The organism is Xanthomonas sp. DAR 35659, assembly GCF_041242975.1.
In the GTDB taxonomy this organism is placed as follows: domain Bacteria; phylum Pseudomonadota; class Gammaproteobacteria; order Xanthomonadales; family Xanthomonadaceae; genus Xanthomonas_A; species Xanthomonas_A medicagonis.
Genome location: NZ_CP162488.1, coordinates 2,572,543 through 2,585,607 on the forward strand (window position 1 = coordinate 2,572,543; position 13,065 = coordinate 2,585,607).

Annotated in this window: 8 protein-coding genes; 1 reads left to right on the forward strand and 7 read right to left on the reverse strand. The window is 65.9% G+C overall.

Translation table 11 applies throughout. The features are described from left to right. Window positions 1-47: 47 nt before the first annotated feature. On the reverse strand, window positions 48-1,190 hold the full coding sequence (locus AB3X07_RS11030) for a class I SAM-dependent methyltransferase (protein ID WP_369944534.1): 1,143 nt from the start codon (window positions 1,188-1,190) through the stop codon (window positions 48-50). A gap of 254 nt (window positions 1,191-1,444) precedes the next feature. Between AB3X07_RS11030 and AB3X07_RS11035 the strand changes: the two genes are divergently transcribed. Beyond that, on the forward strand, window positions 1,445-2,200 hold the full coding sequence (locus tag AB3X07_RS11035) for a thioesterase II family protein (protein ID WP_369944535.1): 756 nt from the start codon (window positions 1,445-1,447) through the stop codon (window positions 2,198-2,200). Window positions 2,201-2,277: 77 nt separating this feature from the next. Here the strand turns inward: AB3X07_RS11035 and AB3X07_RS11040 are convergent, their stop codons facing one another. From AB3X07_RS11040 to AB3X07_RS11065, 6 genes are all read right to left on the reverse strand, one after another. After that, window positions 2,278-3,054, reverse strand: coding sequence for a hypothetical protein (locus AB3X07_RS11040; RefSeq protein WP_369944536.1), 777 nt, complete (start codon window positions 3,052-3,054; stop codon window positions 2,278-2,280). 77 nt (window positions 3,055-3,131) lie between these two features. Beyond that, the gene (locus tag AB3X07_RS11045; protein ID WP_369944537.1) at window positions 3,132-4,484 is read right to left on the reverse strand and encodes a hypothetical protein; all 1,353 of its coding nucleotides are present in this window, start codon (window positions 4,482-4,484) and stop codon (window positions 3,132-3,134) included. After that, entirely contained in the window at window positions 4,481-6,250 is a 1,770-nt protein-coding gene (locus AB3X07_RS11050) for a cyclic peptide export ABC transporter (protein ID WP_369944538.1), read from the reverse strand. Before AB3X07_RS11050 ends, AB3X07_RS11045 begins: the two co-directional genes overlap by 4 nt. After that, complete coding sequence (locus tag AB3X07_RS11055; RefSeq protein WP_369944539.1) at window positions 6,247-8,697, reverse strand: penicillin acylase family protein; 2,451 nt, start codon at window positions 8,695-8,697, stop codon at window positions 6,247-6,249. The genes AB3X07_RS11050 and AB3X07_RS11055 overlap by 4 nt, the downstream gene beginning before the upstream one ends. Before the next feature lie 73 nt (window positions 8,698-8,770). Next, window positions 8,771-10,015 (reverse strand): LLM class flavin-dependent oxidoreductase, encoded by a 1,245-nt coding sequence (locus AB3X07_RS11060; protein WP_369944540.1) that lies wholly within the window; start codon window positions 10,013-10,015, stop codon window positions 8,771-8,773. Between the two features lie 31 nt (window positions 10,016-10,046). Then, window positions 10,047-13,031, reverse strand: a complete 2,985-nt coding sequence (locus AB3X07_RS11065; RefSeq protein WP_369944541.1) for a non-ribosomal peptide synthetase — start codon at window positions 13,029-13,031, stop codon at window positions 10,047-10,049. Window positions 13,032-13,065 lie beyond the last annotated feature (34 nt).

The window sequence follows — 13,065 nt, forward strand, 5'->3', positions numbered from 1 at the left end:
GGCGCCCCTTTATTTCGCATAATGTATATTATGTAAAGAGGGGCGCGTTATCGCAGGATACTCACATTGCTCGATCCACAACCCTGAAGCTTCTCCCGGGAGTTGCGGCCGAAGGCACCCTGTAGCAACCAATCTGGAAGAAGCTTCGCCGCATTTGGGCTGCCCGCGATCATGGTGAACGCGGTTGGCTTCAGCCGCAGTTCGATCACGCCCAGGCGGTCCAGGCGGTCCAAGTGTAGATAGCTGTTCTGCAGTTCGGTCGCCTCGAACAAGTCGCTGAGTTGGACCGAGATGTCTTTGTAGGCTGGGTCGATGCTGCCGTCGATATCGATGAGGACACTCTTGCCGATCAAGTTCAGGCTGGCCACGGCCGCCCAGTCGTAGCCCGCGTCCAGCATCATGCTGAGCCCTCTTGCGAGCCTATAAGCCTCCACAATCGGATGCATGTAGGCATCGGCGTTGATGGACCGATAGCTGATCTCGTTTCCGGCCTGCCCTGACACGCTGCCGTACTGGTGGGAGCCCAGGTCGAGTCTGAGCGCGTCCATCAGCGCAGCGCCGCGATCGAGGTCCGACTTGTTTTCGCCCCACAGCCGGTGAAGCAGTTCGCGTCCCAGAAAGCGCTCATACTCACCAAGTGCGTGATATAGCCAGATCATTGCCACGCCGGTGTCGCTCAGGTGCGCGCGCAATCTACTCAGACCTTTGATCGGATCCTCCAGGTGATGCATCACGCCGCTGGAGATGATCACGTCGAACTCCATGCCCAGGTCGAGTTCCAGCAGATCGCACTGGCGATACTCGATGTTGGAGACGTCGTTGCTGGCTGCCATCTTCCTGGCTGCGTCCAGTGACGCAGAGGTCATGTCCACGCCAATGACCTGCGCCTTGGGAAACATCTTGGCGACGCCATTGGCGCGCTGGCCCGTTCCGCATCCCGCATCAAGAATCCGCTTGCCCGCGAAGTCTTCGTCGGGGAAAAGAACGCTCAGCATGTTCCCGTTGTCCCGAATCAGCCCGTTGCCGACGATGGGGCTTGGATAAGGGAATTTTTCGTACATCTGCTTCACGTCGTTCGTCGTGCGCTGGCTGCGCGCATCTGCGGATGGACGGAAATTCGATCCGTCACCATCAGCGATCGTCGGTGCTGTCGCATCAAGCGTGGGCGAGAAGTCGGGTTCATCCTTCATGCTTGGTCCTGTTGGCAATCTGCTCAGTGATTAAAGCGGCGAAAAATTACATGCCCTGCCCACCAGCCGTTGCCGTCCACAACGATGAGGTCGGATGGCGTCGACGTCCGGCATGTCTGTTTTTTGGCGTCGTGCGGCCTGAACGAGCGCGCAAGCAATTCGTGGCGAGTATCATCGGACGATGACGTCTGGCTCCCTGCCAGCTTCCATATCCGTGCGAAATCCATTGCACATCCACTGCAGGAGGTACGCCGTTGAGCGCCAGCCGCTGGTTCATCCGTCCCGATCCTCGACCATACGCCGACATGCGGTTGGTCTGTCTGCCGTATGCCGGTGGATCGGCGGCCACGTACATTCCCTGGGCTTCCAGTCTGCCCGACAACGTGGAACTGGTCTGCGCGCAGCCGCCAGGACGTGCTTCCCGCATGGGCGAACCCGCGCATACGTCGATGGAGGCGATGGTGGCCGATCTGAGCGCTGTGTTCGTTGGCCTCTTCGATAAGCCCTACCTGCTGTTCGGCCACAGCCTGGGCAGCCGCGTGGCCTATGCGTTCGCACGTCGCTGCGCGTCGTTCGGGTTGCCGGGCCCTGCCCGACTGATTGCGTCGGGTAGCCGCGCGCCGCACGTCCCGTCGACCCGCGCCAGTATCCATGACCTGCCCAAGGACGATTTCCTCGCCAAGCTGCGTGAACTGGATGGGACGCCGGAGGAAGTGCTGGGCAACGCGGAGCTGTTGGACCTGCTGATTCCCCTGCTGCGCGCTGACTTCAGGATCGCCGATGTCTACCGGGCCGGGCCGCAGCCGTTGGACTGCCCTATCACCGTCCTGGCCGGCATGGACGACCATGAAGTGGCGCAGGCCGATGTCGATGCCTGGCGCGAGCTCACCACCGGCGCGTGCGAGATCCATTGGTTGCCCGGCGGCCACTTCTTCGTCAACGAGCAACGTGCGGAGGTGATCGCGAGGATCAACCACGCCATCGGGCAGGCCAGCCGCGAGCTGGCCTAGTAGGCTCCAGCACGTCGGCCGACGGTGCCCTGCCCTCACGCTCGCCCGACGGGGTGAACTTCGCGCGCGCGGCTGGATCATTTCACGAAAAATGTCGTCCTGGCGACGCCGGCGTTGTTGGTCATGCCGGTCCAGGCGCGGATCTGGACCTCATAAATGCCGGGGCCTTGGGTCGTGAGCTGGGTTTCGTATCGGCTGGTTGCGGCATTGAAGCGCAGCGTTTGGGGCTTCTGCTTTTTCCCGTCGATCCAGAGATAGGCTTGGACGTCCGTTCCGTCCGCCTTCCAGGGGCCGTCGGTCGACAGGCCGCAGCCGCACATCAGCGTGACCGATGCCTCTAGTGGAATAGTCGAATTCGCCTTGACCCACTGATACGCGGTAGGTGTCGCCAGGTCGACGATCAGGCCCGGCAGTTCGAGCAGCCAGCCGTCGCCGGCCGTCACGTGGCGGCCCGGCAGTATCCATTGGCTGCTGGTGACCGTGGTCGCCGCTTGTGGCTGGCTCATCGGTCCGGTGACCGTAGCGGTGACGCGGCGCGCATCTGTCAGGTCGAGCGTTGCCTTGAATACGCCGGAATCCGGCGTGGACAGAGGCGCGCGGCCCTGCAGGATGCGCTGCGTATCACCGGTCGAGCCCTGGGTCATGCCTTTCGCCAGCACTTCGCCCGTCTCCGCATCGGTGAGCGTCACCAGGGCCGACGCCGTGTATCCGCCGATGAACTTCGCGCCGCGCGCAAGCACGCGCACTTCGACGTCGGTAGGCTCCGCCTGTGCAGGTACGCCGACCGCGAGTGTCAGGATCAGCGCGCAGGCGCCGATGGCGCGCCGCGAGAAAAGTGAAGCAAGTGGGTTCATCGCGATGTTTCTCCTAAGGTTCACATCTGTCTAGGCCACGCGCGGCGGCGCGATTGACCGGCTACCTGCCCTGCCCGTCAACATGCCGCTTCGAACACGATGCGCTCCTGCGCGCCGCGGGCGGAGTTGATGACACCGTCGTAGCTTTCGCTGTTCGGCATCATGCGAATCCACGAGCCACCGAAGCGATCGCCGAACTGGAACACGCCCCAGACGAAGTCGAAGACCTGGCGCGAGCCCGGTGCGTGGCCATAGAAGCGCACGGATTCGCAATACTCCTGGGCGATCCACAGCTCTTGTCGCTCCAGTGTGGCCAGTTTTCTCGTCCAGTCCTCCATGTTCATGAAACGCCCGACATAGACGTCGATGCCCTGCATGCCGTCGCACTGTTTGACGACATAGTCGTCCTTGCGCGCCAACAGTTCGTCCATCAGGTCCGCCCGGTAAAGCGGCCCGCCAAGCATGAAGGTGCGGGGCACATAGCGCGTGACCAGCTCGGCGTCGGCGGTGGGCAGCGCGCCCGCCTGCACGGCGTAGTGCAGCAGCGCCATCGCGCGCTTGTCGGACAGCACCATGTTGGTCGGGAAGTCCGGGCAGGCCAGCTTGCCGGCCAGCACGCTGCGCAGCAACTGGACCGGCGCGGGCGCCTCGCCGCTCAGGTCGCCGAAGGTCACCAGGTGGATTCTGTCGCCGTCATGGAAGGTGCCCTGCGGTGTCACTTCAAGCGCGTCGAATGAGGCGAAGAACCGTACCTGGGCGTCGACTCCGGACGCGGCGACGGCCTCGTCGATGCACTGTTGCAGGAACTCGCCGTACAAGGCCGGATCGAAGCCTTCCTTGACCTTGAACAGGATGACGCGCGTGCCGTGGTCCTCGATCCGCGCCGCCGACTCGATCAGGAAACGGAAGAACGTGACCGGCGTGTTGCGGCAGCTGACGCTGTGCTTGTCGAAGAAACCGCGGTAGCCGGGATAGTTCCTGAAGGTCTCGTCCATCCATTGGATCTGCCAGCCTCCGATGGAGGTGCCGACGTTCACCTCTACCAGCTTGAGGCCTTGCTCCGTCAGCACGGCATCGGTGCGGAAGCAGATGTCCGACAGGTTGAGCTTGCTGAGAAACAGCGAGCAGCGCACGGCATCCATTCCCATGGCCGCGGCCATGCGCTCGGGATCATCGTTGAAGATGCCGCGGATGGCGGCATGGGTGATGCGCAGGATGTTTCCGTTCATTTCCTGCATGTCGGCCACGAACGCGGGCGAAACGAAGAATGGCCATGAGTTGATCGGGTACTGATACGTCCGCATGAACTCCGTCGTCGCCAGGTCGCGGAACGGGATGGGATCGGAAATCCCGTGGGCGTCGACGTAACGCTCGAATTCCCTGTTCAGCAGCGATGCGTCGGATCCGTTCTTTTCAATGAGGTCGATCATCGTTCGTTGCCCGTGGTGGCGAAAGGCAGTCGCGGCGCGGCTTGGAGCGCTTCTTGGAGCTCTCCGGAGGAGCGCCCGGTCTGAATCGAAGCAGTTGATGGGTCGGGGCCGGCGATGGCCTCGCGCAGGCGTCCCTGCTCCATGTGGACGATCCGGTCCGCCTCTCCGAAGAAGCGGTCGTCATGGCTGATGACGATGACGGCTTTCCCTCTCGCCTTGAGTTCGTGGATGATCCGCCGATAGAAGATCTCCTTGAATGCCGGATCCTGATCGGCCGCCCATTCGTCGAAGAGATACAGTGTCTTGTCCTCGATGAGCGCCGCCAGCAGCGCCAGGCGCTTGCGCTGCCCGTCCGACAACGCGCGGGTCGAGAACTTGCGTCCCACGATGGATAGCTTGCGCTCCAGTTTGAGCAGGGTCATGTACTCGCGGATCTTTTCGTCCTCGTCCAGCCGCGCGTCGCAAAGCAGTCGGTCGAAGAGATGGTAATCGGAGTAGATCGAACAGATCTGGTTGCGGTAGGCAACGATGTTGGCATCGGTCAGCGGATCGTCGTCGAACAGCATGTCTCCGCCGCTGGCGCGGTAATGGAGCGTGATGAGCTTGCTCAGGGTCGATTTGCCCGAGCCATTGCCGCCGACGATGAAGGTCACTTCCCCGCGATGGATGGTCAGGTCGATGGGGCCGACGTGGAAGCCCGCATCGTCGCCATTGCCCGCGTGGGTGTACTCCAATCCGCGCAGGGTCAGCGTCGACCAATCGTCACGCGCTCCGCCAGCGGCAACCGGGTACGTCTCCGACGGGATGGCGCCCAACAGCGCGTTGACCTTCTTCAAGGAAATGCGCGCCATGAACACGGCGGGAACGGTGTTGATCACCAGCGCGATAGGCGTGGTGATGTACAGCATCGCCATGATCACGCTGGTGAGGGTGGCGGCGGTGATCGCGTGATAGTTGACGAAGACATAGGCGATGACGCCGATGACCAGGAAACTGATCATGTCGCCGTAATTGGCGGCGAGCCGCACGACGGTGTTGCCGGCCTTGTCGGCGCGCATGACGGCGTACTCGTTGTCCATCAGCACGTCGAGGAAGTAGCGCTGGCGCTTGGCCGGATCGAGCTTGAGTTCCTTCGCGCCGTTGATCAGGCCCTGGATGGCGTCCTGCAGGGGATCGATGCGTTCGCGTGAGCGCTGGAAGTGGCGGTTGGCGAGGAACATCGGGATCTGGTAGGTGATCGCGCCGAAGGCGATGGCCTGCAGGACCAGGACGAAGACGGGAAAATCCAGGTAGCTCATGAAGCCCAGCATGCCGACGATGGTCACCGCGCTGATGAGCAGATCCGGCAGCGCTCGCGCGCCGAACACGATGCGGCCGACGTCTGTGGTGATGGCGGCGATGAGCCTGGCCGACCCCATGCGTTCGAGCTCGGCGATCGGGGCCTGGCTGATGCGCTCGTACAGCGTGCGACGCAGTTCGGTCGTCACCTCCATGGCCACCCGCAGCAAGGTGATCTGCGACACGGAGCGGAACACCAGTACGCAGGCACACAGCGCGAAGAAGACCAGAGCCAGCTTGTGCTGGTGGACCTCCACGCCCAGGAAGATGGCGGTGTCGGCGCTGCCCGCTGCTGTGTCCGCGCCGCTGATGCCGACCTGCACCATCGGGATCAGCAGCGAATAGCAGACGCCGGACAGCGCGCCGAGCAAAATGGAGAGGAAGATCCGGTTCGGGGCGCGGCGGACGAAGAGGTCGAACAGCTTCACGGTCTTGCCTCGCTGGCGCCGCCTGCTGCATGCAGGGTCTGGCGCATCGCGCCGGCCGCGGTGTCCGGCTGCCTCAATGCGTACAGTTGCGCATGCGCGAAGGGCTCAAGCATGTCGTCGAAATGCGGGCTCATCGGATTGCCGGACTGTCCGGTCGAGTTCATGTAGGCGTGCTCCCCGCCACCCTGCCCCATCACCATGACCTGGCGGAACACCGCACCGAAGTTTTGTTCGTAGCCTTTCATCGGCCGATAGAGGCTGCCGGCGACGTTCACGGAGTTCTCCGAGCCAGGGCTCGGCAGACGTCGTGAGAACACGCGGTCCAGCAGGTTCACGTCGCCGAACGGGACATGGTTGAACCGCGCGCGGTGCAGCGTCCCCCATGCCCAGTCCGACCGGTCGCCGCCGTACTTGCGCAGCTCCCGCAACGCATCGTCGAGCGCGGTCCGCAGGGGGCCCGTGCAGCCTGTGGCGGCCTTGCTGTCGCTGCCGCACCAGGCGGGGTCACCGCTTTGCAACAGCTGGCGGATCTGCACGGGAGTGACTCCGCCGACGTAGCCGCGCAGTGCCTGTATCTGGTCGGCTGCGCCCTGCTCGTCGTCGATCCGGTCCAGGAGCAGACGTTTGCGCAGGTGCCTGAGCCAGAAGTTGAACACCGTGGCCGAAGGCTGGTCCGTGTCCATGCGGCCGTCCCACCGCGCGAGATCCCGGACGGCGGCGCTGGATGCCAGTTCCGGGGAAACATGGGCCACCAGATAGTCGCGCAGCGCAAGCGCTTCAAGGTCCACGGTGTCCGCCTGCATCAGGCGCGTCTGCTCCGTGTCGATCTTGCCATTGCGGCGCAAGGCGTCGGCGATCATGGCGGTGATGCGTTCGGCGCGAGCAGGTGGCGCCCAGTCGCGCGAAATGAAGTGCGGGTAGCGATCATCCACCACCTTGTTGTTCGCGCTGACGATGACCCCGCTGGCCGGATTCAGGGCGCGCGGCATCTCGCCGAACGGGACATAGCCGCGCCAACCCGACGCCGAGCCTGCCGCCGGTGTCGGCATGCTGCCATCCCCCGTTCCTCGCAGTGGAATGCGTCCCGCCGCGACATAGCCGATGTTGCCGGCGTCATCGGCGTAGACCACGTTGATGGCCGGGGTCACGACCTGGCCGAGCGCGGCATTGAAGTCCGCCCAGTTGCGCGCGTAGGCGAGTCGGAAGATGCCCTGGTAGGACGTGTCGCCATCGTCCAGGCCCGACCAGCGCAGGCTGATCGGCTGGTCGAACAGTCCTGTCGCGTCGCTGACCACGGGCCCGAAGCGTGTGCTGCGGACCTGCACGCGCACCGGCGCGCGCGGGGCGCGCAGCGAGGCGGGGAAGTCGGCCCGCACCGCGATCTCTTCCTGGCGCACCGTCATCGCGTGCCACTGCCCATCCACGCGGTAGACGTTGGGACGCTCCGGGTGGGTCTCCAGCGCATAGAGATCCTGGGTATCGGCCATCATGTTGGTGCCGCCCCATGCGACGTGGCGATTGCGGCCGAAGACGATGATCGGCAGGCCCACGACCGACATCCCGGAGACGGCGAACCCCGGGGCCGAGAGGTCGGCCACGTACCACGCCGAGGGCATCTGCAAGCTCATGTGCGGGTCGTTGGCCAGCAACGGCGCGCCATCGCGGGTCAGCCGTCCGGCGAGCACCCAGGCATTGCTGCCGACATACGGCCCACCCAGGCCCAGGGTCCGCTCCAGACGTCGACTCAGGTCGGACAGGGCTTGCATCGGTTGATCGAGCGCCAGTGTGGTCGGCGCATCCGCGGGATAGCTTCGCTCCAGCAGCGCCCATTGCCGTTCGGGGAGGAACTTGCGCGCCAGATAGCGGTCCGCCTCGGCGCGCATGCCGTTGGACTGGTTGAGGCTGAACACCTTGAACCATGCCAGCGAGTCAATGGGCGTCCACCGCTCGGGGGTCACGCCGAGCAGCAGGAATTCGGGCGGCAGCGTCGTGCCCTCGTCAAGCCGAGCATTGATGCCATCGGCGTATGCCTGCAGTGAGCGCTTGGCGTCCGGCGCCAGCGCCGGCCAGGCGCGCTCGGCGGCGCCATGGATGTCGAGCGTGCGCATCCAGATGTCGCTGGACAAGGCCTGCTGCCCAAGGACCTCGGCAAGGCGCCCCTGCGCGACCCGCCGCGCCAATTCCAGCTGCCAAAGACGGTCCTGGGCGTGCAGGTAGCCCATCGCGAAATAGGCGTCCATGTCGCTGGAGGCGCGGATATGGGGGACGCCGTGTGCATCGCGGGTGATGTGCACGTCCGCCGCCAGGCCCTTGGCCACGCTGCGGTCTCCCGCTTGCGGCAGACTCTGGCGCAGTTGCGCGTAGCCGAACCAGCAGGCGATCGCGATGGGCAGGCAGACCCACACGGCCAGGCGCCACAGCAGCGGATGCCGCGACAGCGTGCTCATGTGCGCTCCTGCGCGCGCCACGTGGCCGCGCCGGCTGCGCTGCAAGGTACCGGGATCGGACGCGCTGCAGTGGTCACAGGGTCGCCACCGCGTTCTTCAGCCGGTTCAGATGGGGCAGATTCTCGAGCACGACCCGCGGGTCGATGCCGAAATCCACCAGGCACGCGATCTCGTCCACGCCGATGGAGCGCAGTCTGGCGGCGAACTCCAACGCGCTGTCGGGCGTGCCCAGCAGCGCACTGGTTCCGTGATAGCGGTGGAAGGCGTGTTCCAGCAAGGTTTCCATGTCGCCGCTGCCGATGCTTTTCGGGTCGATGCCGACCTGCGCGGCGAGGTTGCTCAACAGATCGATCGACTGGGCTAGATAGCGCTTGAACGGTTCCTTGGCGACCTGAAGAACCGATGCCTGGTCGGAGGAAATGAAGGTGTGGATCATCACCGTCACCTGCCCTGGCGTCGTATAGCCGGCCTCCGCCCTCGCCTGGCGGTAGACCTTGATCTTCTGGCCCAGCGCCTCCGGTGTCTGCCCGGTCAAGTGGGACAGGACGTTGGCGCCGATCCTGCCTGCCGACTCGAAGGTCTGCGGGCTGGTGGCGGCCGTGATCCAGACCGGTAACTCCGGCTGGATCGGCCGCGGCAGGCAACTGATCGCGATGTCCTCGCCAGCGCCGTTGCGGCGCGTGATGGAGCCTCCGCGCCAAAGGGTGCGGATCTCCTCGATGCCGTCGTACATGAACTGGTGGCGGGTCGGATAGACATCCGGCGCCAGCACGAAATCGTTGGGCTGCCAGCCGGACGCGAACGCCACGCCGGCGCGGCCATCGGACAGGTTGTCCACCACGGCCCATTCTTCCGCCACGCGCAGCGGATCGTTCAGCGGCAGCACCACGCTGCCGGCACGCAGGGCGACGTGGCAGGTCGTAGTCGCCAGCGCGGAAGCCATCAGCGCCGGATTGGGATACAGGCCGCCGAAGCGGGCGAAGTGCCGCTCCGGTGTCCACACCGCCTCGAATCCGTGTTCGTCCGCGAACCGCGCGCCATCGAGCAACAGCCGATACTTGTCGCGGTCGCTGCTGCCCTCGTCGCTGGAAAAGTAGAACAGGCTCATCGACGTCGGGCGTTCGCGTCCGGCCCCCGCGTCGCGCTGCGCGGACGCGCCGAGCAACGCCTGCTCGACGCGGTCCCGCTGCTGCTTGAGTTCCAGCAGCAAGGCCTTGTCCTTGGGCGGACTCTTGACCTCGATATTCAAGGTCCCGTCCTGGATCCTCAGGAGGATGCCCTGTTCGGCGCAACGGCTGATGATGTCTTCGACGTCCATGGCACTGTGTCCTTGAGCTGTGGTCGATGGGTCAGGCGGCGCGTTCCGCCGCTCCGTTGGTCCGCGCCGGCGCGCTGGCCGTCAGGAAGGTCGAGAGCCCGGCGATGGTCTGGTGCACGTACAGGTCGCGCAGTTGCAGGCCCGGCAGTCCCCGCTCCCGCGCCTTGGCGGACATGCGGATGGCGATCAGGGAGTTGCCGCCAAGGTCGAAGAAGTTGTCGCTGCTGGACACCGGCACGGCGAACAGTTCCTGCCAGATATCCAACAACTGGCGGGTCACGTCGTCGTCGGCGATGCCGACAGGTCGGTCGATGGCGGCCGCGCGGGGCGGCGCAGCCCGGTCCCCACCCGGGCGCGGACCACGGCCCGACGACGCCAGCACCCGGGCCGCCATGGCGACGGGATCGGCCTTGCCGTTGATGGTCAGGGGCATGGAGGAGACCTGCGCGATGGTGGCTGGCAGCATGTGCTCCGGCAACCGCGACAGCGCCAGGTCCCAGACCTGATCCAGCGTTGCGCCGTCGAGCACCACGTAGGCATCGATGCGCGCGGTGGCCGCATCGGCGGGGTCGCGCTGGGCGAAGACCACCGCCGCGCTGGACACGCCCGGACAGTCCTGCAGCACCGAGCGGATCTCGTCGAGTTCGATGCGGAAACCACGCAGCTTGACCTGGCTGTCCAGGCGCCCGAGATGGAGCAGCTCGCCGTCGGGCAGCAGCCTGCCGCGGTCGCCGCTGCGGTACAGCAGGCCTTCGCCGAACGGATTGGCGACGAAACGCTGCGCGTTGAGTTCCGCGCGATCGTGGTAGCCCAAGGCCACGCCGGCACCGGCGACATGGATCTCACCGTCGACGCCGGGAGGCAGCAGCGCCAGGTCGGCGGAGAGCACATGGGCCTGCCAGCCCGGAATCGGCTTGCCGACGGAGCGCGATCCTTCCAGGGCATCCAGCCGCGACACCGTCCTGGCCGTGACGTGTACCGTGGTCTCGGTGATGCCGAACATGTTGACCAGCCGGCACTGCCGCTCGGGATGCCGGTCGAACCATGGCAACAGGCGCCGCGTATCCAGCGCTTCGCCACCGAAGATCACCAGCCGCAGCTGCGGACCGATCGGACGATCCGCTTCATGGGCCATCAGTTGGGCGAAGGCCGACGGGGTCTGGCTGAGCAGGGTGATGCCGCGGTCGTTGATCTGCTCGATGAGCGCCGCAGGATCGCGCGACGCCTCGTGCCCGACCACATGCACGCATGCGCCGGTCAGCAGGGCGCCCCACACTTCCCACACCGAGAAGTCGAACGAGAAGGAGTGGAAGAAGCTCCACACGTCGTGCGGCCCCAGTTGGAAATCGTCGCGGACGGCGGCGACGAGCGCGTGCACGCTGCGATGCGCGACGCGTACCCCCTTCGGGCGGCCGGTGGAGCCGGAGGTGTAGATCATGTATGCCGCATCGTCCGGCGTCAGCCCGTCCGGCTCCTGCAGGCCAGCGCCAGCGTCGGCATCCAGCAACGCGGGCAGCGGCGCGATGGCGCAGCCAGCTGCGTATGCCGACGCCCCGTTCTGCACGACGAGCAACTTCAGGGCCGCATCGGCACAGGTATGGGCGATGCGGTCCGTCGGATACTTCGGATCGATGGGCACATAAGTGCCGCCCAGCTTCATGATCGCTACGGCGGCGGCGATCATGTGGCGTGACCGGTCCACGCACAGGCCGACGTGATCGCCTGGCCGCACGCCCAGGCGCGCCAACTGCGCGGCCATCGTCGTCGCGCACTTCTCCAACTCTCGGTAAGTCATCATCCCGGCGTCGTCGCTGATGGCCGGGGCCTGGGGTTGACGGGCGGCGACGGCGGCGATGGCCGCTTCGATCCGCAGCGCCGGTTCCATCTGCGGCCGCTCGGCGCCAGCGCCGAGCTCGAGTACCTTGCGCCGCTGCGAGTCGTCGAGCAGCGGCAGGCTCTCCAGCGCGGCGGCGGGGTCGACCATCAGTTGCCGTGCGACCGTGCCGATGCAGGTCAGGAGCCACTGCGCATCGTCGTTGCCCAGGGCGCTACGTTCGTGGCTCAGGCGGATTTCGCTGCCAGCCGTCGTGGTGGCGATGTCCAGCAGCACCGGATAGGGCGGCTGCAGGAACGCGAGGTAGTCCAGTTGCGTTACGCCCAGCGCAGACAGCGCCGGCACGTCATGCACCACCACGCCGAGCCAGTCGCCGGGCTCCTGCGCGAGCACCGCCTGCGTGCCGGCGTTGAACGGCGCCGCGACGGTACGGGTCAACAACACGCCGCAGTGCCGCGGGTCGGCACCGATCACCCGCTGCGCCCAGCCCGATGCGGTGTCCCCCGGCTGCGTCCGCGGAACGTCGGCCAGCACGGGAATGCTCGCCATGGTCTGTCGCGCGAAGGCAAGCACGACGCGTGTGATTGCCTTTGCGATCACCTCCAGTGGCGCGTTCAGCACGATCGGTCCGTGGCGCATCGTGCCGGTCTCGGTCGTCGTGGCCGACCAACGCGCCAGCGGGGCCGCGCCGAGCGCGCCGTCGGCCACCGGCGGCAACGCAGCGGTGGTGACGACGGCCGCGGTATCGCCGGCGTGCGCCGGGACGTCGCCGGCGGCTCCGCTCGCGAGATGGTCCACGATACGGGTCAGCGTGGTGAGCCCGGCCGCGTCGCGTCGGGCCGCCACGATCAGGTCGCAGGGACCGTTGGCGTAGGTCAGTTGCACGATCCTTACCGTGTTCGACGGACCGGCGCCAACTGCGCGCGCGAGTTCCCGCTTGGCCAGTGCGTCCGCGTGAGCGCTGTGGTCGGCGAACGGCAGGGTTTCGCTGAAGAAGTGGAGAACGGGCACGGCGTCGCGCCCGCTCCGCTCAGGCACGCAGCCGAGTGCGACGGCACGCTGCCGGGCCTGCTCCGGGCAAACGCCCACCGCCAATCGCACGCGCAGGGCGTGCGCGTGTCCGCTCGATACGTGCTCGCGGGCCGTGGCCTGCGCAGCGTCGCGGTGGGGCGTGGAAGGCATGAGTGGGCGGCTCCGATTTGGTTGCTCTGTCCGA